Annotated in this window: 25 protein-coding genes and 2 pseudogenes; 20 read left to right on the top strand and 7 right to left on the bottom strand. The window is 44.1% G+C overall.

Annotated elements, in window-relative coordinates:
- The first annotated feature begins 19 nt into the window (after nucleotides 1-19).
- The 3 genes from ACESLK_RS14645 to ACESLK_RS14635 all read left to right on the top strand — a co-directional run bounded on the left by ACESLK_RS14645 (nucleotide 20) and on the right by ACESLK_RS14635 (nucleotide 3,436).
- Nucleotides 20-1,801 (top strand): UbiD family decarboxylase, encoded by a 1,782-nt coding sequence (locus ACESLK_RS14645; RefSeq protein ID WP_373230264.1) that lies wholly within the window; start codon nucleotides 20-22, stop codon nucleotides 1,799-1,801.
- 127 nt (nucleotides 1,802-1,928) lie between these two features.
- A complete protein-coding gene (locus tag ACESLK_RS14640; protein WP_373230311.1) occupies nucleotides 1,929-2,636 on the top strand; it encodes a Cthe_2314 family HEPN domain-containing protein in 708 nt (235 codons plus the stop codon).
- A gap of 29 nt (nucleotides 2,637-2,665) precedes the next feature.
- Complete coding sequence (locus ACESLK_RS14635; protein WP_373230310.1) at nucleotides 2,666-3,436, top strand: SDR family oxidoreductase; 771 nt, start codon at nucleotides 2,666-2,668, stop codon at nucleotides 3,434-3,436.
- A gap of 53 nt (nucleotides 3,437-3,489) precedes the next feature.
- On the opposite strand, the gene ACESLK_RS14630 is transcribed toward ACESLK_RS14635, so the two are convergent.
- The gene (locus tag ACESLK_RS14630) at nucleotides 3,490-3,735 is read right to left on the bottom strand and encodes a NifU family protein (protein WP_373230263.1); all 246 of its coding nucleotides are present in this window, start codon (nucleotides 3,733-3,735) and stop codon (nucleotides 3,490-3,492) included.
- Nucleotides 3,736-3,831: 96 nt separating this feature from the next.
- Here ACESLK_RS14630 and ACESLK_RS14625 point away from each other — a divergent pair, with 96 nt between their 5' ends.
- Complete coding sequence (locus ACESLK_RS14625; RefSeq protein ID WP_373230262.1) at nucleotides 3,832-4,098, top strand: YuzB family protein; 267 nt, start codon at nucleotides 3,832-3,834, stop codon at nucleotides 4,096-4,098.
- Here ACESLK_RS14625 and ACESLK_RS14620 read toward each other — a convergent pair.
- The gene (locus ACESLK_RS14620; protein ID WP_373230261.1) at nucleotides 4,095-5,153 is read right to left on the bottom strand and encodes an NAD(P)/FAD-dependent oxidoreductase; all 1,059 of its coding nucleotides are present in this window, start codon (nucleotides 5,151-5,153) and stop codon (nucleotides 4,095-4,097) included. The genes ACESLK_RS14625 and ACESLK_RS14620 overlap by 4 nt on opposite strands.
- A gap of 82 nt (nucleotides 5,154-5,235) precedes the next feature.
- Nucleotides 5,236-6,339, bottom strand: a complete 1,104-nt coding sequence (gene mqnE / locus ACESLK_RS14615) for an aminofutalosine synthase MqnE (RefSeq protein WP_373230259.1) — start codon at nucleotides 6,337-6,339, stop codon at nucleotides 5,236-5,238.
- 286 nt (nucleotides 6,340-6,625) lie between these two features.
- Here mqnE and ACESLK_RS14610 point away from each other — a divergent pair, with 286 nt between their 5' ends.
- From ACESLK_RS14610 to ACESLK_RS14590, 5 genes are all read left to right on the top strand, one after another.
- Complete coding sequence (locus ACESLK_RS14610; protein ID WP_373230257.1) at nucleotides 6,626-7,039, top strand: P-loop NTPase family protein; 414 nt, start codon at nucleotides 6,626-6,628, stop codon at nucleotides 7,037-7,039.
- A gap of 52 nt (nucleotides 7,040-7,091) precedes the next feature.
- Nucleotides 7,092-7,451: an iron-sulfur cluster insertion protein ErpA gene (erpA, locus tag ACESLK_RS14605; RefSeq protein ID WP_373230256.1), complete on the top strand. Its 360-nt coding sequence runs from the start codon at nucleotides 7,092-7,094 to the stop codon at nucleotides 7,449-7,451.
- A 368-nt stretch (nucleotides 7,452-7,819) separates the two neighbouring features.
- A complete protein-coding gene (locus tag ACESLK_RS14600) occupies nucleotides 7,820-8,107 on the top strand; it encodes a hypothetical protein (protein ID WP_373230255.1) in 288 nt (95 codons plus the stop codon).
- A gap of 79 nt (nucleotides 8,108-8,186) precedes the next feature.
- Nucleotides 8,187-8,642, top strand: a complete 456-nt coding sequence (locus ACESLK_RS14595; RefSeq protein ID WP_373230254.1) for a hypothetical protein — start codon at nucleotides 8,187-8,189, stop codon at nucleotides 8,640-8,642.
- Between the two features lie 15 nt (nucleotides 8,643-8,657).
- Nucleotides 8,658-8,852, top strand: a complete 195-nt coding sequence (locus ACESLK_RS14590) for a hypothetical protein (RefSeq protein ID WP_373230253.1) — start codon at nucleotides 8,658-8,660, stop codon at nucleotides 8,850-8,852.
- Between the two features lie 352 nt (nucleotides 8,853-9,204).
- Here the strand turns inward: ACESLK_RS14590 and ACESLK_RS14585 are convergent, their stop codons facing one another.
- On the bottom strand, nucleotides 9,205-10,014 hold the full coding sequence (locus tag ACESLK_RS14585; protein ID WP_373230252.1) for a DUF4393 domain-containing protein: 810 nt from the start codon (nucleotides 10,012-10,014) through the stop codon (nucleotides 9,205-9,207).
- Nucleotides 10,015-10,187: 173 nt separating this feature from the next.
- On the opposite strand from ACESLK_RS14585, the gene ACESLK_RS14580 reads away from it, so the two are divergent.
- Together ACESLK_RS14580 and ACESLK_RS14575 are read left to right on the top strand one after the other, a co-directional pair.
- On the top strand, nucleotides 10,188-10,379 hold the full coding sequence (locus ACESLK_RS14580; RefSeq protein ID WP_373230251.1) for a hypothetical protein: 192 nt from the start codon (nucleotides 10,188-10,190) through the stop codon (nucleotides 10,377-10,379).
- Nucleotides 10,380-10,470: 91 nt separating this feature from the next.
- A pseudogene (locus ACESLK_RS14575) lies at nucleotides 10,471-10,698 on the top strand (YolD-like family protein); the annotation flags it as partial.
- Nucleotides 10,699-10,929: 231 nt separating this feature from the next.
- Here the strand turns inward: ACESLK_RS14575 and ACESLK_RS14570 are convergent.
- Nucleotides 10,930-12,156 carry a hypothetical protein gene (locus ACESLK_RS14570; RefSeq protein ID WP_373230250.1) on the bottom strand — a complete coding sequence of 409 codons (1,227 nt, stop codon included), beginning with the start codon at nucleotides 12,154-12,156 and terminating at the stop codon, nucleotides 10,930-10,932.
- A 513-nt stretch (nucleotides 12,157-12,669) separates the two neighbouring features.
- Between ACESLK_RS14570 and ACESLK_RS14565 the strand changes: the two genes are divergently transcribed.
- From ACESLK_RS14565 to sda, 6 genes and pseudogenes are all read left to right on the top strand, one after another.
- On the top strand, nucleotides 12,670-13,269 hold the full coding sequence (locus ACESLK_RS14565; RefSeq protein WP_373230249.1) for a DUF3990 domain-containing protein: 600 nt from the start codon (nucleotides 12,670-12,672) through the stop codon (nucleotides 13,267-13,269).
- Entirely contained in the window at nucleotides 13,244-13,474 is a 231-nt protein-coding gene (locus ACESLK_RS14560; protein ID WP_373230248.1) for a hypothetical protein, read from the top strand. The genes ACESLK_RS14565 and ACESLK_RS14560 overlap by 26 nt, the downstream gene beginning before the upstream one ends.
- A 341-nt stretch (nucleotides 13,475-13,815) precedes the next feature.
- Nucleotides 13,816-13,926, top strand: a pseudogene (locus ACESLK_RS14555) (iron-sulfur cluster assembly accessory protein); the annotation flags it as partial.
- Nucleotides 13,927-14,421: 495 nt separating this feature from the next.
- Entirely contained in the window at nucleotides 14,422-14,667 is a 246-nt protein-coding gene (locus tag ACESLK_RS14550; RefSeq protein ID WP_373230247.1) for a Spo0E family sporulation regulatory protein-aspartic acid phosphatase, read from the top strand.
- 145 nt (nucleotides 14,668-14,812) lie between these two features.
- A complete protein-coding gene (locus ACESLK_RS14545) occupies nucleotides 14,813-15,484 on the top strand; it encodes a YheC/YheD family protein (RefSeq protein WP_373230245.1) in 672 nt (223 codons plus the stop codon).
- Nucleotides 15,485-15,749: 265 nt separating this feature from the next.
- On the top strand, nucleotides 15,750-15,902 hold the full coding sequence (gene sda / locus ACESLK_RS14540) for a sporulation histidine kinase inhibitor Sda (protein WP_373230309.1): 153 nt from the start codon (nucleotides 15,750-15,752) through the stop codon (nucleotides 15,900-15,902).
- On the opposite strand, the gene ACESLK_RS14535 is transcribed toward sda, so the two are convergent.
- Nucleotides 15,899-16,138: a hypothetical protein gene (locus tag ACESLK_RS14535; protein WP_373230244.1), complete on the bottom strand. Its 240-nt coding sequence runs from the start codon at nucleotides 16,136-16,138 to the stop codon at nucleotides 15,899-15,901. The genes sda and ACESLK_RS14535 overlap by 4 nt on opposite strands.
- A 64-nt stretch (nucleotides 16,139-16,202) precedes the next feature.
- Complete coding sequence (locus tag ACESLK_RS14530; RefSeq protein ID WP_373230243.1) at nucleotides 16,203-17,198, bottom strand: NAD(P)/FAD-dependent oxidoreductase; 996 nt, start codon at nucleotides 17,196-17,198, stop codon at nucleotides 16,203-16,205.
- Between the two features lie 245 nt (nucleotides 17,199-17,443).
- Here ACESLK_RS14530 and ACESLK_RS14525 point away from each other — a divergent pair, with 245 nt between their 5' ends.
- The 3 genes from ACESLK_RS14525 (at nucleotide 17,444) to ACESLK_RS14515 (ending at nucleotide 20,469) form a co-directional block, all read left to right on the top strand.
- Nucleotides 17,444-18,637: an NAD(P)/FAD-dependent oxidoreductase gene (locus ACESLK_RS14525; protein WP_373230308.1), complete on the top strand. Its 1,194-nt coding sequence runs from the start codon at nucleotides 17,444-17,446 to the stop codon at nucleotides 18,635-18,637.
- Nucleotides 18,637-18,909, top strand: a complete 273-nt coding sequence (locus ACESLK_RS14520) for a hypothetical protein (protein ID WP_373230242.1) — start codon at nucleotides 18,637-18,639, stop codon at nucleotides 18,907-18,909. The genes ACESLK_RS14525 and ACESLK_RS14520 overlap by 1 nt, the downstream gene beginning before the upstream one ends.
- A gap of 141 nt (nucleotides 18,910-19,050) precedes the next feature.
- Nucleotides 19,051-20,469: an aspartate ammonia-lyase gene (locus ACESLK_RS14515; protein ID WP_373230241.1), complete on the top strand. Its 1,419-nt coding sequence runs from the start codon at nucleotides 19,051-19,053 to the stop codon at nucleotides 20,467-20,469.

The following is a 20,469-nucleotide window of genomic DNA, read 5'->3' as shown; positions in this document are numbered from 1 at the left end:
GACCATTGGAGGTTAGAGAATGATCTTTGAGTCACTAAGGCCTTTTATTGATGAATTGCGTAAAAATAATGAGTTGGCCATCATAGAGGCCCCTGTAGATCCCGTGCTGGAAATTGCGGAAATTCACCGCCGGGTCATAGATCGGGAAGGGCCGGCGCTTCTCTTCACGAATGTGAAGGGAAGCCCGTTCCCCGTCGTCACCAATTTGTTCGGGACAAGCCGCCGGGTGGATTTGGCATTCGGACCAAGACCGGAGCAGCTAGTGAACAGGCTCGTCGGCGCGATGGATACATTACTTCCGCCTACTTTGCCAGCTTTGTGGCGCGAGAAGGATATGTTCTTTGACTTGGTAAAGGTTGGTATGCGTAACGTGCCTAGGGATCGCGCACCCATTCTGCAGGGTTCTAGAACAGAGCGGCCGCTTGCCGGGTTGCCTGCACTTACGAGCTGGCAAGAGGATGGGGGGCCATTCGTCACGCTTCCGCTTGTCTATACGGAGCACCCTCTCCATCACAAGAAACATAATTTAGGAATGTACCGGATGCAGGTTTATGATGACTCTACAACGGGAATGCATATTCAAATTCATAGAGGCGGCGGGTTTCACTATCATGAAGCGGAGCTTCGGAATGAAGCTTTGCCTGTGTCTGTGTTCTTAGGCGGGCCGCCAGCAATGATCGCATCGGCTATTGCCCCATTACCGGAAAATGTTCCGGAGCTGCTGCTCGCTTCGTTCATTCTGGGCGGCAAGCTGCCGATGGTGGATAATCCGCTTGGTGGACACCGGATTCCGGCAGAAGCTGAATTTGCTATCGTAGGCAATATCCCGCCGCATGAACGGAGACCGGAAGGACCGTTTGGTGATCATTACGGTTATTACTCTTTAAAGCACGATTTTCCAGTCTTCAAAGTCAATCATATGTGGCATCGCAAGGATGCCATCTATCCGGCAACGATCGTGGGTAAGCCAAGGCAAGAGGACTACTATATGGGTGAGTTTCTGCAACGATTGCTGTCTCCGGTATTCCCAATCGTCATGTCGGGCGTTCGCAGCTTGTGGACGTATGCAGAGACGGGTTTCCATCCTTTGGCTGCGGCGGTTGTCAGGGAAAGCTATTCCCGGGAAGCGCTCGGTACAGCGTTCCGTATTCTAGGCGAAGGTCAACTTAGTTTGACGAAATTCCTAATCATCACGGATCGTTCAATAGATCTGGCGGATTTTCCTTTGCTCCTGGAGACGGTACTCGAACGTTTTGATCCCCAGAGGGATATGTTTATATTCAACAATACGTCTCATGATACGCTAGATTACACAGGACCGCGGCTTAACCATGGCAGCAAAGCGGTGCTTATGGGCGTAGGAGAACCGGTACGTAACCTTCCTGGCGAATATACTGATGGAGAGATATCAGGTATAGATCGTATCAAGCCTTATTGCCGCGGATGTTTGGTAGTAGAAGGGGCAAGCTACGAGTCTGATCCAGAGCTGGGGGCTCATTTGGCAGAGGAACTCTCAGCAAGGAACTGTGAGTGGCCGCTTATTGTCTTAGCGGACGATGCGGATATTGCAGATGCACAGACGCCTTTCCTTTGGACTACGTTTACTCGCTTTAATCCCGCAGCGGATTTGTACGCAGCAAGTGAAACAAGCCGACATCATATCGGTTACAAATTACCAATCGTCATTGATGCACGCATGAAGCCTGGTTATCCGGATGAGCTATTCCCGCGTGAGGATATCGTCCAGCTGGTCGATCGCAGGTGGAAGGAATATTTCCAAACGGCGAGCTGGATCGGCTAAGAAAAGGAGACGGCTGTTACTCAACGTTATCTGTTGAGTGCTTCGTCTCTTTTGCGTTACAATGGGTAAGATCAGGTTGCTCAAAATGATAAAAGTTGAGTTTACTGGAGGAACAGCTTTGCTAAGAATGTTGTTCGGAGAACAACCGAGAGAGTGGGCGGGGTTGGCCCTTGAAACGGTACAATTGATTGAGAAATTCATCGTGCTGACCTCTAAGATCGCAGAGCGGGTGCCAGAACGCGCTTCAACCCTTCATAAATACGGGATATGGGCGGAAGGGCTGCTGAGTTCGTTAGATGAGCTTGAACAAAGCATTTATGCAGCTAAACGATTTGCCGAACAAGTGAAGCATACGCATTATGACGAGCTGTCTCAGCAGGAACGTCTAAGTTATAAACAGCATGTTTACTTTGATAAGAATGCTTATATACGTGTATTCTCATTGCTCGACAAACTGGGAACGCTGCTGAATCTGTTGTTAAATCTCAAGACAGAACGGATGAAGGTACACTTCTCGTATTACACAGTCTTAAGGAACATGCGTGAGAACCATTTGCATCGGGAGCTCATGCTGCCCTTAAATGAGCTGAAAGAACGTCATCAGGAAGCGCTTAACAGACTTCGGGATCGAAGAAATCTGGAGATTCACAAGATGAACGCAGAACTGAAGGACGATCTTACGCATGCTCTGGCTCACTATGGAGAACGGAAAACGTTAGAGAACTTAAAGCCTAATATGTACGATCTGGATCAGAGCTGGGAAATGGTTCAGGGCTCCGTTCATCATTCTTTCAGATTTGCGTGTAACCTATTGCGCAGACTGGGCTCAATATAGGACGGAGACGGAGGGGAATCCAAGTGAGGCTGACAGGCAGGACGGCACTCGTAACGGGCAGTGCAAAGGGCTTAGGACGCCGAACGGCGCTAGAGCTTGCTTCCTCGGGGTGTGATGTAGCGATTAACTATGTGACAAGCCGGGGAGAAGCAGAGATGCTTGTCCAAGATATTATTTCATTAGGACGCAAGGCTTGTGCCATTCAAGCCGATATCGCACTGGCAGATGATGCGGAGCGATTAATTTCCGAGGTGGAAAATCGATTAGGCGGCGTTGATATTCTCGTTAACAATGCAGGTCCGTTCATCCGGGAGCGGCATCTGTTCGCGGATTATAAACGGGAAGACATTCTTTATCTAATGAATGGTAACCTTGTGGGCACGATGCTTCTAGATCATCGTGTGCTTCCTGGAATGAGAAGCAGGCAGTGGGGGAGGATTATCCATTTCGGCTTCGGACATGCCTCGGAGGCGAGGTCCTGGCCGCATCGCGCTGTGTATGCTGCAGCTAAGGTTGGGCTTGTATCCTTCACGAAGACGCTTGCCGTCGAGGAAGCCGCCAATGGCGTAACCGTAAATATGATCTGTCCGGGAGATATTAGAGGAGACAACAAAGAGAAAAGCATCGTCGACGTCGCAGGATGGATTGATGAGGAATCTCCGCGAGGCCGACCTGGGACGGGTGAGGATGTCGCGAGAATGATCACGTTCCTCTGCTTGCCGGAATCAGATTTCATTACTGGAAATACGATTGATGTTTCGGGGGGATTAGATCCGATTCGCACTCATCTCAAAAGATGACAAAAGGTCCCGCCACAGGGGCAGGACCTTCTTCACTTCTGAATAGAAGGAAATCAGAACACTTGAACAACTTCTTGTATACCTTCTACTTCTTCCAGCAATGCACGTTCGATCCCCGCTTTAAGCGTGATCGTCGAGCTAGGACAGCTTCCGCATGCACCCATCAGACGCAGCTTAACGATACCATCCTCGATTTCAACGAGTTCGACGTCGCCGCCATCGCGTTGCAGGAACGGACGCAACTTATCGAGCACGTCGATAACTTCATCATATTGCGTGCTTGGAGCATTTGTACTCATATCATCCACTCCCTTCAACTTCTATTATAGTACAAAAAGTCATTTTTTCAAACAGACGCATGTGAACGAATTTGTGTAAGGAAAGGAATGAAATTCATGCATATCGTGGAGTTCTGCGTTAGTAATATGCATCATGGCACCGATCAAGTGCTTAAGAAGCTTGAAAAGCAAGCCGAAATAGAAGTGATCGAGTACGGCTGTCTTGGCAATTGTGGAGAATGCTTCTTATCTCCTTACGCGCTGGTGAACGGCGAAAGCGTCGTCTCCGAAACGGCAGATCAGCTTTACGATCTCGTTATGGAAACCATTGCTAAGCACGAATTGGGCGATGCCGACTTGGATAAGCTGCTTGACGATCTTTAGCCAAAATGACGCTTGCTTCTCCAGAGTACGCCGCTCTTGAGCATACGGGGGATCCTGCCCAGCAGAGGGGTACCGCCCATCAAACCAAAACCGGATTTTTTACCTAATGAACCCAGCACTCCCTTAAGCTTAATCCGGGAAAGCCTAGGTTCTTTGTTCTCTAAACGAGCGTGTATGACTTCGGCAACTTGTTTGCCCTGAGCTCCCGCAAGCTGAGCGCTTGGCGAGAAGGGCTGACTCGAGCAGTCTCCGATAACATACACATGCGGGAAATCCGGCAGCTCATGGAAACCATTTACGATGAGTCGGCCTTGTGGATCTTTAGGCAGCGTCATTTGTTGAACAAGCCCGACAGGCTGGATACCGGCTGTCCATACGGTCACGTCTGTGAAGATTTGTTCATTGTTATTATAAACGATGCCCTGCTCCAGCGAGGTGATGCTTATGTTTGACCGCATCTCCACATCGTGAAGGCGAAACCATGAAGATACATATTCCTGCAGCTTACTAGGAAACGCGGACAGTACGCTGTTTCCTCTGTCCAATATCCGAATGTTTATATCCGAACGGCATTCCCTCAGCTCGGAGGCAATCTCGACCCCGCTTAGACCTCCGCCGACAATCGTAACTTGGCCATACGGACGAATATCGTTTATTTGCTGATAAGTGCGTCTTGTAGCAGAAAGGGACTGGACACTGCAGGAATAATCGTATGCTCCGGCGATATTATGGTAGTTGTCCGTACAGCCAAGAGCAATGACCACGGAATCGTATGGAAGAGGGTCCCGGTTTGTAATATGGACCAGCTTATTTTCTAAATCGATATCAGTTATGTTTCCATAAACCATTGTTAATTGCGGATGGATGGGATAATTGACGCGAATATCCAGATCGGACACCGAGCCTGCTGCCAAAGCGTAATATTCCGTCTTAAGGCCTTGATAAGGCATGCGGTCCACGAGAAATATCTGGGCATGCTTCGGTAAGTGCTCGAGCAGCTCTTGGGCGACCGTAATTCCTCCATAACCGCCTCCAAGTATAACAATCTTACTCATACAACGATCTCCTTTAACTTACGTCTGGTTGTCTTAGTATGACACAGAAGAGCCCCCGCCTATTAAGGCGGGGAACCCGGTATTACTCGTATATTTTCGCTTCATTGTAGAAAGTGTCGCGTTCAACAGGGATACGTCCCGCTCCTTTAATGAGCCAGATCAGATCCTCACGAGTGATGCCTTCAGGAGTTAAAGCACCAGCAGCGTGGCTAATTCTCTCGCGTACGATCGTACCATGCGCATCGGAGGCACCCATAGTTAGAGCAACTTGTGTTAGCTGCGTGCCGATGTTAATGAAGTAGGCTTTAATATGCTGAATATTATCAAGCATTAGTCGGCTAATCGCAATCGCTTTAAGATCGTCATATGCGGAATTACGGCGACGAATGCTCGCTTTAGGGCTAATAGGCTGCATGGAGAGAGGGATGAACACTTGAAATCCGTCCGTTTCATCCTGTAGATCGCGAATATGCAGCATATGTTTCACACGTTCTTCCAAAGATTCCACCGAGCCGTAAAGCATTGTGGTATGGGTACGTAGTCCAAGTTGATGAGCAGTCCGGTGTACTTCCAGGTACTGATCAATGTTCGCTTTGTCCACCCGCATTTTTTTACGATATTGGTCGGACAGAATTTCCGCTCCGCCGCCAGTTAAAGTTTCCAAACCAGCTTCGACAAGCTTCAACAGGACTTCTTTGTAACTTAAGCCAGAAATTCGAGAGAAGAAGTCGATTTCGGCTGCTGTATATGCTTTCATCGTGACATTCGGGTACTTCTGCTTCAGAGCCCTGATGGATTCAACGTAATATTCGAAGGGAACATTTGGGTTGTGACCGCCAACGATATGGAATTCGCGCACACCAGGATGAATGTGCTGCTCTACATATGCAATCATTTCCTCTGGAGATAAAGTATAGGAACCTTCTTCGCCTTCGTCCTTGCGGAAGTTACAAAACGCGCAATGGGCCTCACACACATTTGTGAAGTAAAGGCTCATATTTTCAATGAAATAAACCTTCTTGCCATTCTTGCGTAGATTAACCTCGTTGGCTAATTGTCCGATCGTTAACAAATCGTCTGAACGATAGAGAAATACACCATCCTCCAAAGACAGCCGTTCGCCGTTTCTTACTTTGTCGGCGATTTCTGCCATTTGGCGATCGGGGTGCGTCGTAACGAGTGTCATGAGATGCGCCTCCTGTAACCCTGATCTGAATAGAATTGAAAAATAATCATGGGTTTGTGAAAAAAATAACTTACCTAATCTGAACTTATAACACGGATGAACAACTGTAAATATTATAAACCTCATCATACTTTAGGGCAACAAGAATTAGAAAACGTATAAAGGTTGGCAAAATCGGGAATGAACTTGAATAATAAACATTTTATGGTTATGTTAGAATAAACAATAATTTACAGGGCGGTGTATTCAACTGAAACCGGAGATTTTACCACTAAGTCAATTGGAGATGCTGGAGGAGTCCGATAAAATTCAGACCCTGCAGCAGTACCGGGCAGCGTATACGATTAAGGACTTAAGCCAAGCCTGGAGTTTGTCGAACCCGATTCAATATTACATGTGGCTCAAGAAGCAACGGATTTATGAGCAAATTGTTCGCCGTGCAGACAAATTCGAGCCTACCAAGGAATGGAAACGTCTGCAGGAGACAGAGGGCAGAGAGATCGAACGGGGACGAGTACGCGGCTTATCAGCCGATCAGTTCCGTTATGCGCTGGATACTGATTCCTCCGGGGCGGAGCTGGCGCTTGTGTTCCGACGGTTGGCAGATTTCCTGCAAAATGAAAAAGGGCAATTCCGTTGCCGGATCGAGCTGAAAGCAATAGCCGGTCAAATTGCAGGCGATACCTCTCTTGAGGCATAAGGCTCTTTTAAGGTATACTTAAGAGAGCACAGACACGGGGAGGGATTCCGGAATGGTGAACATAAGCGAATCAGCCAGCGAGAAAATCCAAGAAATGCTGGCGGCGGAAGAAATTCCGAATTTGTTTTTGCGTATAGGCGTACAAGAAGGCGGATGCAGCGGCTTTTCATATGGAATGGGCTTTGATGATGAGCAGCATGAAGGTGATAAAGAGCTGGACATTCGCGGAGTTAAGGTTGTCGTCGATGGCGAGAGCATGAAGTACTTAAACGGCCTCGAAATCGACTGGAAGGAATCCGCTATGGGCGGAGGCTTCACCATCAACAACCCGAACGCGACTGCAACCTGCGGCTGCGGAAGCAGCTTCAGAACGGCAACAGAAGCGGGTAACCCCGCCGCTGAGCCTTGCTGAAGCCCGCTATATCAACGTTTTCAGCTTCGTCAGCCTTACGGTGATTTATACGTAAGCCGAGACGGTAGCAGACGCGATGATTGCGGATTGTTGAGCGGGAAGTGTACGTTAACAATCCCGTTTTATGAACGTTAACAACCCCTAAAAGCGCGATTGTGGGTTGTGGATTACGGCCTCTATGACGATATTTAGTCCGCGACTATTTCGTTATGGAGGTCTTTTTGTGTCGTTAAAGAAGCGTGAGAGGTGTGTTACTGTCGGTGGGCGGGTAGATAAGCGGTTTCCGGACATACCGCTCGAGCAGGTGTTAGACTTGGTAATAAACGCGAAGAGGTCCGAAGGATTACGTCGGCCGCCGTAGTGTAAATTTGATAAAGATAATTAATTACGAATACGCGGATGTACAGATAGCGGGATATCGGAAAAACGAGTTCGGTTGGTTTCTTAATTACGGTAATAGACCGGTAGGCGTGTTAGAGTTTGCGATCCCGGCTACGAATCGCATGGCTTTCTACGGTATCTCCAAGAGTATCATAATCGGAGAGGATCGCGATTTCGTATACGTCGATCCGAGCGTAAGGGCACGCGTGCGGTTCCGGAATTGGACCCGAGCGGGGATGCTGCGGACTCCGGAGTTTGTGGATTTTATTACTTAGTTACCAGTGATGCGAAGGTTTTTAATAAAAAAGGTCGAATTATGTAAAGATAATTTTAATGCATTTAGGAGGTAAAACATTGCATAAGTTCGCCTTATTACGAACCCAAAAGAACGAAATACTTGAAAAAATTAAGGAACTAGGTTTTGATCCTTATAATTTTGAATGGATAGACGGAGTTGGAGAATATTCTCAGGAGCCAGCACCGAGGCTAATTTATAAAGGAACTGATTATTTCTTTCAATTTGATAACGAAGAAGGCAATCATTGTGGATCTTACTCTCCCACATCTGAAAGTTTTAAAGGATATTCATCACCAGGTAAATGGTTGAAGCAAATGAGTGCCGTTAAATTTTGGTTAATGCATCTCCATCTTGAATTAGGCGAACCCGATTTATGGTCTGAGATAGCCAATCATCAAATAGACGGGTCGTCTTTTGATGATTCTATTAATGACCCTTTTACAGCAATGCAGTATGACCAGATTGTCTATGGAATTAATCAAGTTAGATCATATATTGCTACAAACAATTGAGCTACCGCAGAGCAAATGGAAAGAGTGAACCAAAAACTTTTGTATCTTGTTGAAGGAGCCAAAAGACAGGGGAGGGTAGATTGGTTTCATACGTGTTTAGGTGTATTAATGGGTTTATCAATAGACTTAGCATTCAATGACGATCAAAGACAAACTGTTTTTAATTTACTTAAAACCGCAGTCACAGGTGCCATAAAGTTTTTAGAATGAGTATTTCATGGGGGAAAATACTGATTTAATGTTTCCTAAATGTTTGCTGGACTTTAGATCTGTTACATACATCATCGGAAAACCGAACAGAGGACACCGCAGGTATATGAATATACCGGTACTGGATCGCGGGACCCGTAATATTGCACAGAAGAGTCACGCATTCGCGATGGCTTTTATTTTGTAGTGAAAGCTCTACCGGCGGGAATCGAGTCCGTTACGGAAGCGGTGGAAACACGAACACATAGCGCGTCCTGTCTTGGAATTCTGTTTCGAGTAGACCGTGTAATAGTATTGAGAGACTATGGTAGGTTATCAACCTATAGCGGCTCTTGTAGTTGGATTAGATCGATTACTCTCCAATAATACATGCGCTACCGAAGGTGTGCCCTAACTCGGAAATTGATAAGATTCCGCGCTCTAATCTAATTTCGGAATGTATCTCTGCATTAAAATTGTCAGCGATCGCATCGTTTACGAATGTATCATAAGCAACACTATTCAAACTATCATATTTTTCGGAATCACTAATAGATTTTGTATAATCTAATTTAATTAGACCTAGTCCCTCTAAATTTTCTAGGTAAAGACCACAATTTTCGGGAAAAAAGATACCTATTCCTGTATCAAACTCAAGTTCCGTCGTGTGTGTGGTTATTGTAAGGTATGTTGATGGGTTATCTTTAAATTGTAGTCTATGTCTGATAACTGGAAGAGACTTTTTAGAGTATAAATGTTTTATTATTTTTGCTTCATCTGCGGATATAGACTCAATAACCTTCAAGAATACTGGATGAGTGTATTTCATGTTTTTTATTAAAGAAGCTGACTTTAACAGAGAGATATATAAATTCCGAATCTCTTCGGTCGTAGTGTATGTCAATCTTTCTAAGATAGGAACTCCTATCTCGGGTCTTACTTGGATAATTTCTTGTTCGTCCACGTTTTCATACTCTTTCGCTAACTGCTTCATGGCTTTATCAAAATATAGGTTACTCCTTGCATTTAGTAGACGGATCGGGAGAAGTCCATTGTTACACAAGTCAAATACCGTTTCTAAAGCTAAGCCAAGTTTTCTAAAAGCAGGTTGTGCTACATCGCTGTATACTTGATTTAAATCTGGAGCTTTCTCTACTAATAACTTTAAGGTCTCTTTATCCATGATTTCTATTCCCCCGAATATGTAATTCTCTAATAGTTCTACATTTCCCGCGCAATTCCCTGCGTTAAACCTATCGAGTTTGACTAGAATTTTAAATTAAATCAGATATTGCATAAGAACGTTAGCCTCCGTTATAATAAGAACAAATGTTCCTATAACGGAGGGGTTTTCGCATGAACGCAACTATCGAAAAGTGTATCGGTCGTAAAATCGATCTAATTTACGTAGACACGAGCGGTAAATTCTCGCAACGCCGCGTTAATTTATTCGCGATTCGCGACGGCAAAGCACGCGTATACGATATGGATAAGCGCGGCTTCCGCACTCTTGTCGTTGACCGGATACTGGCGGTGAACGCCCAATGACGAAGAAAATCGAAATAACGGATTACGGGAGTCGTCGCGCCATGATGCTGCCCGAGCATAAGCAACGGATGATAACTACGAAACGCAGCATAAACACCCGCCGAAGCCTACGTTAGACGATCAGGAATGGGAGCACATTATGCTCGTATTAATGGAGTCGCTCGGCCTACGTGTTCCTGCGCAATTTCGTTTCTACGATGAATACGAAGATGCCGCTGCGATTGGCGTCGTGGAGCGTGTTGACCCGTATTTATGTAGATTTAACGTCGATGGCGAATGGTTTAAGATGGCGGGCATAATCGGAGTCGCACTACTTTAACGTAAGGCTACTCCATATAGAAGGTACAACTAGCGCAGACGAAACGGTCGATACCATCCTCAACACCTCGCAACTTAACGTGAAAGTCTGTGAGTTCATCTATCGAGGGCCGGACCGCCGTATACCACATCGTCATAGTAAACGTATTGGAGTACGATTGGCGGCTGCTTCGTATAGTTGACGCGTTGTTATTAGTGGGGTCATGGCGTGAGCTCCTTCATAATATAAATATTAATCAAATTCAAATGAGAAATTAGTCTCTTCTATATTATCAATACTCCAAACAACGCCATCTAATGACATAGCTAAAAATGCGTAATTATATGATTTAGCTTTCCAGTACTCACGAACATACACTTTTTTATACATAATACCGGGACTGTTACCTTCTTCCTTCTCTGGCTCAGAAATGACAATACCATAATACTCTCTATAATCTTTATCATGGTATTTTTCTTGTTTCATTTGATTAAGTAATATATTTGGAGACATGCTTTCAAACTCAGAGTGTCTTAATTTACTAGTAAATAGTGAAAGATAAGAGTTAATTAATTCAATATCAGGATTAATCTCCACTCTGATTTCGTAATATTTATTGATAAGATCGATTATTTTTTTGTTTTCTTTTGCTAACGGATTTTCAATCAGGGATTCCTTATATTTCATTATACTTTTTGGGTACTTACTTTTGTAAGTTTCAATTTGCTTTATTTTATCTCTAGGGATTAGATTCATTTTTTGTGAGGAACTATCGTAACCAATAATGAATTCTGTGTTAATGTCCATATTAATTAATGTCTTCTCAGAACCATCTTCGTATGTAAGTCTAACCATTTCAATATTCTGATTACTAGTTTGATATTCCTGGAAAGTTTGAACTTGTGATTGAAGTCCATAAAAGTATATGGATATCAAACTGAAAATAAGTAGGGTGCTTGAGAAAATGAAAATATTAAATTGTTTATTTAATAAATCATATTTACATATTTCCTTATTAGTTTTATAGAATAGTAAACTCAAGACAAAGTAAGAAAAAAATATAAGGAGTGTTGTTAATGTAGCATCAATATTAATATCTCTATTTATTATCAACACTTGAATCATAGTAATACCCATTAGCAGGGAACAGCTTGTAAGATTAAATAATCCTATCTTATGTTGTGTAAATCGTGAACTTCTACGAACCCAAATCATGAAATTATGAGGTAAGGATATTTGTTTAATTAATATAAATGAGGCGATAAAAGGAAGGAGAATTACTAAAGATTGATAAATTCCGTTGGTTATGTATAGGTTATAGGATACAGGTGTTACTGTTAGTACTTTATGCATCAAAAAACTCTCAGATAAAAAAGGGGAATATGCTCCCTGAACAAATACAAATCCAATTAGATAAATGATAAATGGTGCATACCATAACTCTTTTATAAATGCTAAAGATTTTTGTAAATTGTTCAAAATTATGCCCCCGAAAGTCTATAAATTTTTTTGTAATATTTAATATTCGACACATTAACAGATATTTCCTGCGACAGTTACGCTGAGATGCGCCTTCAATCCGCCCTGCAGCACGTGCGAAAAGTTTACTAAATTCATCGAGCCATGCCGACGTAATCATCGTGATCGACGACGTTGACCGCGATCTTTCGGCGCTCGATAGCGGCCGTGCATAGATGGAGGACGGAAGATAGCGGCTTCATACTATTTACCGTTGCTTATCTTATGGAGATGCCGCAATATTTCGCTTATTCCTAGGATAATAACGCCTAACGAAATGCCTATAATCACGTCGGTCGTCGAGTTGTTTCCTGATATTGCGCGTTGGAAAATAAATGAAACCCATCGGATATGACTACGATTGATTACGTAGCTATTCGGTGGCTTTTCTTATTTGTAACTTAGAAGGATTTTCCTCTATATATGTCGAAATTTGTAATCATATGAAACTATGATACGATATGGAGATTAATTGTGAAATCACTTTCTACTATCCCCACAACTGTTTTTCATGCTACCACAACAGAATATCTACTCTCTTTTATTGATATCGATATTTCAATGAGTAGGCAACATTTGGATTTTGGTAAGGGTTTTTATGTTACCTCTAACTACAATCAGGCAATGAGGTTTGCATATGGTAAATGTATTAATTATATGGATGAGGTAAGTAAGGGGACTAAAGAGGGGTTTGTTCGTCCTTTAATTATGGAGTATAGTATTAATTTAGATTCTTTGATGAAATTAGATCCTTATATTTTTAAGATTCCGGATTTAAAATGGGCAGAATTCATTTATAATAATCGTATCGGTGTAAATAAAGTTATAAGTGATTTCCACAATTGGGATAGTAAATTCCAATGTACTTATGGACACTTGGCAGACGCAACTTTTTCGACATTGATTTATGAGGCTAGGAATGGTAAAATTAGTTACGAAGAGTTTTGCAAAAGGATCATTCCCACAAGACCCAATGAAGAGGATCAGATTGCATTTCACACAATTGATTCAATAAACTGTTTAAAGTTTAGAAGGAGGCATATTGATTATGAGTATGTTTACATTGCAAAATAAAAATAGGTTGAAATCATATGTTGCAGAGGTATTAGTAAGCATCCATAATTTTGATGCTTCTAGTGTGAATCAAATTGTAGAACAATCTGCTTTCTCTAAGACACTTGAGACCGATCCAGAATTTGTTTTTCATTATGATGTTGAGTATTGGGCGGAAAAAGTAAAGAACGAACGTCAAAAGTCAAGAAAATTGGCTTTAGCCTAATAATTATAACTTACCAAGTCACCTCTAATCTAGGTGGCTTTTTCTTTGCGTTAAGATTGGAGTGACGGAGAAGGGTCAGATCATGCACAATTAGGCGGAGGTTACATATAAAATCGATAGCGATCCATTAGCGGAGTGAATTCCGTTAGTGGACCGCTTTTTGCTATTACTTACGTGCAATCGATTGCGTATACCCCCTCAGCTTGGGTATAAATTGATCAGCGCGGTTCATCGTCATAGAGACCTGCATACCGCATTACCCTGTAAGCAATCCGCAATCGCGCCTAACGGTGGCAACGTTGATTGACCAAGGGTTTTAGCCGAACGTTAGCGTATGAAACCTTTCCGGAGGCTTCACCATCAACAACCCGAACGCGACTGCAACCTGCGGCTGCGGAAGCAGCTTCAGAACGGCAACAGAAGCGGGTAACCCTGCCGCTGAGCCTTGCTGATAAGAAACGCAATTGGATTGTTTGATTCAAACCTTTCGAATTTGTGTATGAATGAATACACAAATTCGAAAGGTTTTTTGTTTTTTTTACAAAAAAAGGAGCCCATTATAGGCCCCTTCGACGGTGTTTGATAGTTGAGTCTTTTTTCCAATATCACACTTCGCTTGTTGGAATCACTTGGGCATGGGCTTGTTCACTCTCCAGTTTTAATGGAGCGTTACTAGGCTCATGTATTTAAGAAGTACTCTGCAGCACAACCCCTCGCTTCCTATGCTAAGTGATTAGATAAGTTCCTCCTGCAGTCCTTGCACCGATAGGTCCAATGGAACCACACCTCTCTTCACACCGTCTAGAATATACTTCGCAAAATTCGCAGCACTTATTCTAATAATGTTTTTACATATTTTTGTAAACTAATAATTTGCTAACGATTGACCTGCAACTTTCCAAAAAGATTTACTCTAATCTAAATATAAGAAGATAGGAGGGATCAGTATGGATCGCGAATTAAGGAAGATTAATCGGAAAATCGAAAATTTGCGAAACGAAATGGTGCTGACATTCATCCAGGCAGGTGCTGAATTAAACAATCCCGATGTGATACATCTATCTCAGCTTCTGGACGAGCAACTCAACAGATACGATAGGCATGTGAGAAAGCGTTTTTCCGGAAAACTTTTGAATATGTGTCTATTTCCCATAATTACACTGATCAAACGATTTAAAAAATTCTCGTTATAGATGTTTTTCAGTATTTCCGGGGAAATCGTCAGGTTTTGCCGAACTATTACCGAAATTGGGGCGAATTACCGATGTCATCTATCCAAGAACCTGTCCTCCTGCAAGAGTATGTATAAGTATACCCTCAGGAAAGGAGCCCCAAAGGATGGAAGTAGCAGGCGGTCGTCAATTGGCAAGCAAGTGGCTGAAGACCAATACTTTAAAGATCAATCCTTATCTTTCTAAACATATCCCTAATTCAAGGTTATTCAATGAGGCTAACCTACGCATTATGATATCGAGGTATGGAATGGTTGTTATAAAGCCGATTAGAGGAGCTGGTGGAATTGGGCTCATTAAGATAGAGAAGAAAGGGAAGGAATATAAGCTTACGCATAGATCAAGTAAACGCAGCTATTCCAGTTTTGCTGGACTAATGTCGGCTATAAAGGCATGTAAGTTAAAGCGCTCTTATATGATTCAAAGAGGGATTAATCTAGCGACAATCGCGGGTAGGCCAATTGATTACCGGGTTAAATTCGTAAAGCTTAACGGTTTATGGACAATCAGGGCAATGGTAGGCCGATTGGCGAAACCAGGCTTGTTCGTTACGAATCTATGTCGTGGAGGCACGCAAATGTCAGCGGCCCAAGGAATACGTCGTTCCTTATCTTCTCGTATGGTCGCAAAAAAGAAAAGAGAGATGCGACAATTGACGAATGTGGCAACAGGACTGCTGGAAAGCCATTACCCTGGAATCGGTCAATTGGGCTACGATTATGGGATCGACCGAAACGGACATATATGGATATTGGAGGTCAATACTCGACCTCAATGAGCGGACAAAAACTTACAATTTTTTCTATTAAATCCTTTAATCAACTTTTGTTAAACCATGAAAGTTTTCTATGAAGCGTATTGAAAGAAAAGTGTGTGTATAACTTCATCCACACTTTCCACATTGAAAGTAACGGTTTAATCCAATTTCTTAACAAGTTGCTCACACTTTACCCACAGCATTTTGTGGATAAATATGAGGCTTGTCCACAAAGTCAGGGACATGCTATGATGCCATCACGAACTCCATCCATAATAAGGAAAGGATGTGGCTGATGCTTCCTCTACTGCCTGATGAACAGTTATTGGATGCCTACAGTAATGCTCTCCGTTTGCAGTTGGAAAGAGAATTTGTTCACATGCTTCGTACAGAAATAAGACGGAGAAGGCTCTCACTTCCGAAAGAACGGGTATTCTAGACATGCCAACCGGGAACGTCCACAGTAAATTGGAGCTGACAGCTGGTACAGTGAACGGAGTGCTGACAGATGGTCTCGTCAGCTGTTTCAGTCATAGCAGCAGCAGCTATTGCGGGTTCATAGGGGGAGTAAGGTCCAACCCAATCGCTCCACCGACCTTCGTCTTCGGCTGCGGAACCGCACTTCGGACATGAGACAGCTAGGAGGCTCAATGCATTGCAGACAGGACAAATCAAAAGGGCAACCCTCCTTTGGAGCCGGATTATACCGGAACTCCACGTTAGGTTGCCCTTTTGCACATTATAATTTCATATTACTGCTATGTCCCGGAGAAAGCTTCGCATCGGGATCGACATAAACTTTGGCATTATTAATGGCAGTCGGAGCTTCGCCGAAGCCAACGGCAATGAGTTTGAGCTTTCCAGGGTAAGTTGTTATATCTCCGGCGGCGAATATGCCTGGAATATTCGTTTCCATACGGGAATCTACGACAATCGAACCACCTTCAATATTTAAACCCCACTGAGCAATTGGACCAAGAGAGCTAACAAAGCCGAAGGTGACAATAACAGCATCAACCTCGTAATCGGTGATCTTACCCGATTTAACATCCGTAAGCGTTACATACTTAATTGCTCCTTCACCTCGCAAAGAGGTAATTTCCGTTGGTGTGATCACCCTCACCTTGGAGTTCATAAGAAGCTCGACGCTATGCTCGTGAGCACGGAATTTATCACGCCGATGGACGAGAATGACCTGTTCAGCAATAGGTTCTAGCATGAGTGCCCAATCAAGCGCTGAATCTCCACCGCCGCTAATAAGAACCTTCTGATCACGATAGCGTTCCAAGTCACTGACGAAATAGTGTAAATTTGTTTTCTCATATTGGGCCGCTTCCGGTAATTCCAATCGACGGGGCTCGAAAGCTCCAACACCGGCAGTGACAATAACGGCACGTGCATGGTGAACGCGTTTGTCGGTAACAATTTCAAAGAGACGTTCTTCAATTTTGCTTACCGACACCACTTTTTCTTCCAAGTATAGCTGGGTTTGAAAAAGATCCATTTGAGTCTTTAAGTTATTGACGAGCTCTTGCGCAGTCACTTTCGGAAACCCGGCGACATCATAAATATATTTTTCGGGGTAGAGGGCTGCGAGTTGACCGCCTAGTTGAGGCATACTTTCAATAAGACTGACTGACATTTGTCGCATTCCGCCATAGAAGGCTGCGAACATTCCAGCGGGACCTCCGCCTATGATGGCCACATCTACAACGGGTTCGTTGCTCTGATTCAAAACAGTGACACCTCCGTCAATTATGCCGAATCTTGGGATATCTTATCGATTCAATTATATGCTTGTATACGAGGCATGAAAAGGATTTTGTAAGGATATCCAAATTAATTCGTGAAAATGGACCTTGAAAATTGTTTGAAAAGCCGATATGATCTACTTGTATAGCTCTGTTAGCGCAACTTAACGGAGAACATTGTGTAATTTTTCACAAACTAAACACACATTAGGATTGGATGGGATCATCAATGAGCAGTATTCCGAAGATTGTTATCCTGGGAGCGGGCTACGGCGGCGTATTGACTTCGCTTCGGCTGCAAAAGGAATTAAATTATAACGAAGCGGATGTAACATTGGTCAACAAGCATGACTATCATTACATCACAACCCACCTGCACATGCCTGCAGCGGGTACGGATAATCCGGAAAACGCGCGCGTTAACATTTCGAAGCTAATAGACGAATTCAAAATCGACTTCGTTAAATCGACGGTAGTCCAAATTCGTCCGCAAGACCGTAAGGTTATCTTGGAAGATGGAACGCTTTCCTATGATTACCTTATTATCGGCTTAGGCGGCGAGTCTGAAACCTTTGGAATACCGGGACTTGGCGAATTCGCGATGAATATTCGCAGTATTAACACGGTACGTTTGATTCGTGAGCATATCGAGTATCAATTCGCACGTTTCAAGCGTGAGCCTCATCGTACGGATTACTTAACATTCGTTGTTGGGGGAGCTGGATTTACAGGTATCGAATTTATCGGCGAGCTTGCAGATCGTATTCCTGAGCTGTGCAAGCAGTTCGATGTCGATAACTCACTCGTTAAGATCATCAATATTGAAGCTGCTCCAACAGCCTTGCCGGGATTTGACCCTGAGCTGGTTGAGTATGCGATGCAAGTTCTCCAAAAGAAAGGCGTAACCTTCCGTATTGGTACAGCGATCAAGGAATGTACTGCGGACGGCGTTGTTGTTGGAGAAGGCGAAGAAATCAAATCGCAGACCGTTATCTGGACAGGAGGCGTTCGCGGTAACCGACTGATCGAGGAAGCTGGATTCGAGACCATGAGAGGCCGTGTGAAGGTAGACGAGTTCTTGCGTGCTCCTGGTCATGAGAATGTCTATATCTTGGGAGACAACTCGCTCGTATTCAATCCAGAAGGCCGTCCTTACCCGCCAACAGCCCAAATGGCTATGCAACAAGGCGTTAACTGTGCACATAACTTGGTCGCTTCGATTCGTAACCAGCCTTTGAAGACATATACCTATGTCAGCAAGGGTACAGTTGCATCGCTTGGTAAAGGTGAAGCCATTGGTGTGGCATTCGGCAAGAAGTATAAAGGCCGTGTAGCGGCATGGTTAAAGAAAGCAATCGACCTTCGTTACTTGTTCATCATCGGCGGAATTCCGCTTGTGCTGCGTAAAGGCAAGTTTCTGTAATGAGACACTGCAGCGTGCAAGTGCGGGGCCTGTTGACGCGAGATGAACTGGACCGATACAACGCGCTGATGGAAGTGGGCTCTTATCTGGAGTCGCAGACTAGGTACGATCTTGTAGCTGTTGTCCAAGCGGAGGTTGATTTGCTCATTCAACCAGGGATTGAACGGTTAAAGGAGAAAGGCCGCGCGCGGGACCGAATGACTGCGGAGTATATAGAAGAGAAGCGTCGCGCGGAGTGGGAAGCACAGATGCGCGAATTGGACGAGGAATAACCTATTGAAGGCTGATCATGTATGCATAACGACTTATGCGCGCATGATCAGTCTTTTTTTACTTGCCCATCAATATACAACGACGATATTTGGTAAAATACACAGAGTACGGTAAACCCAATCGGCAAAGGGGAGATCAAGTTGTCCGTTAGAATAGAGAAGGATTCACTTGGAAATAAAGAGGTTCCATCATCTGCCTATTACGGGATTCAAACATTGCGAGCGATGGAGAACTTCCCTATAACCGGCGTCCCCGTCCATCCGCAGTTAATTATTGCTTTAGCACATGTGAAGAAAGCAGCCGCTAAAGCGAACTTGGAATTGAAATGGTTACCGATTCCCATTGCACGAGCGATTGTTCAAGCGGCTGAAGAAGTTTCTGGCGGCAAGCTTTCCGACCAATTTATTGTCGATTCCATCCAAGGCGGGGCAGGTACGTCCATCAACATGAACATGAATGAGGTTTTAGCTAACCGGGCCATTGAAATTTTGGGTTTTACCAAAGGGGAATATTTCCATTGTAGTCCCAATAATCACGTGAATATGTCACAGTCAACGAACGATGCGATACCTACAGCACTTAGAATTGCGGCTTATAGACTGACAGAGCTATTGCTATCGACCATGCGCGAGCTTAAGCAGGGGTTCGTTCAAAAGGAGAAAGCATTCGATGATGTCCTTAAGATGGGAAGGACACATCTTCAGGATGCGGTTCCGATTCGTATGGGACAAGAGTTCGGAGCTTACGCAAAGGTATTGGAAAGGGATATCGGAAGAATATCGCGTGCAGCCGAGGGCTTGTTGTTCGTAAATATGGGAGCTACCGCTGTAGGTACGGGGTTAAACGCAACAGCGGATTATATCAAGCTTGTTGTTTCCTTGCTGGCAGAGGAGCTGCAAATTCCAATTCATTCTGCAACTGATTTGGTGGATGCAACTCAGAATACGGATGCGTATACCGAACTTTCCGCAGCGTTAAAGGTTTGCGCCGTTAATTTGTCCAAGATATGCAATGATATTCGGCTAATGGCCTCAGGCCCCCGTGTGGGACTGAATGAGCTCATCTTGCCGCCCAGACAGCCGGGTTCCTCTATTATGCCAGGGAAGGTAAATCCCGTTATGGCAGAGGTGGTCAATCAGGTCGCATTCCAAGTTATGGGTAATGACCATACGATTTGTATGGCTTCGGAAGCCGGGCAGTTTGAGCTCAACGTAATGGGGCCGGTCATTGCCTTTAACCTGCTGCAATCCCTTCAGATCATGCAAAGGGCGTTGGACGTATTCAATCAATTCGCTCTTGAGGGAATGGAGGCCAATCGAATCAAATGCCAAGCATACGTGGACAACAGCTTCGGAATCGTAACTGCTCTTAACCCTCATCTAGGCTACGATGTTGCCGCGCAGCTCGTGAAGGAAGCGATGGCAACCGGGCAAACGATTAAGGAGCTTATATTAGAAAGAAATTTGTTAAGTCTCGCCGAAATGGAAGAAATTCTCGACCCCTTGCAGATGACAACACCGGGGATAGCGGGGGAGAGATTGCTAAGGAATCAGATCTAA

Origin of the sequence: Cohnella sp. (assembly GCF_041640265.1) — a bacterium.
GTDB lineage: Bacteria > Bacillota > Bacilli > Paenibacillales > Paenibacillaceae > Cohnella.
This window is presented reverse-complemented; position numbering and strand designations above follow the sequence as displayed.

Coding starts and splice junctions, on each gene's coding strand:
- ACESLK_RS14560 (WP_373230248.1), top strand. CDS start 13,244: ATGAGTATGTTTACATTGCAAAATAAAAATAGGTTGAAATCATATGTT.
- ACESLK_RS14525 (WP_373230308.1), top strand. CDS start 17,444: ATGAGCAGTATTCCGAAGATTGTTATCCTGGGAGCGGGCTACGGCGGC.
- ACESLK_RS14545 (WP_373230245.1), top strand. CDS start 14,813: ATGGAAGTAGCAGGCGGTCGTCAATTGGCAAGCAAGTGGCTGAAGACC.
- ACESLK_RS14610 (WP_373230257.1), top strand. CDS start 6,626: ATGCTGGAGGAGTCCGATAAAATTCAGACCCTGCAGCAGTACCGGGCA.
- ACESLK_RS14625 (WP_373230262.1), top strand. CDS start 3,832: ATGCATATCGTGGAGTTCTGCGTTAGTAATATGCATCATGGCACCGAT.
- ACESLK_RS14520 (WP_373230242.1), top strand. CDS start 18,637: ATGAGACACTGCAGCGTGCAAGTGCGGGGCCTGTTGACGCGAGATGAA.
- erpA (WP_373230256.1), top strand. CDS start 7,092: ATGGTGAACATAAGCGAATCAGCCAGCGAGAAAATCCAAGAAATGCTG.
- ACESLK_RS14645 (WP_373230264.1), top strand. CDS start 20: ATGATCTTTGAGTCACTAAGGCCTTTTATTGATGAATTGCGTAAAAAT.
- ACESLK_RS14620 (WP_373230261.1), bottom strand. CDS start 5,153: ATGAGTAAGATTGTTATACTTGGAGGCGGTTATGGAGGAATTACGGTC.
- ACESLK_RS14630 (WP_373230263.1), bottom strand. CDS start 3,735: ATGAGTACAAATGCTCCAAGCACGCAATATGATGAAGTTATCGACGTG.
- ACESLK_RS14580 (WP_373230251.1), top strand. CDS start 10,188: ATGAACGCAACTATCGAAAAGTGTATCGGTCGTAAAATCGATCTAATT.
- ACESLK_RS14640 (WP_373230311.1), top strand. CDS start 1,929: ATGTTGTTCGGAGAACAACCGAGAGAGTGGGCGGGGTTGGCCCTTGAA.
- ACESLK_RS14550 (WP_373230247.1), top strand. CDS start 14,422: ATGGATCGCGAATTAAGGAAGATTAATCGGAAAATCGAAAATTTGCGA.
- ACESLK_RS14585 (WP_373230252.1), bottom strand. CDS start 10,014: ATGGATAAAGAGACCTTAAAGTTATTAGTAGAGAAAGCTCCAGATTTA.
- mqnE (WP_373230259.1), bottom strand. CDS start 6,339: ATGACACTCGTTACGACGCACCCCGATCGCCAAATGGCAGAAATCGCC.
- sda (WP_373230309.1), top strand. CDS start 15,750: ATGTGGCTGATGCTTCCTCTACTGCCTGATGAACAGTTATTGGATGCC.
- ACESLK_RS14590 (WP_373230253.1), top strand. CDS start 8,658: ATGGAAAGAGTGAACCAAAAACTTTTGTATCTTGTTGAAGGAGCCAAA.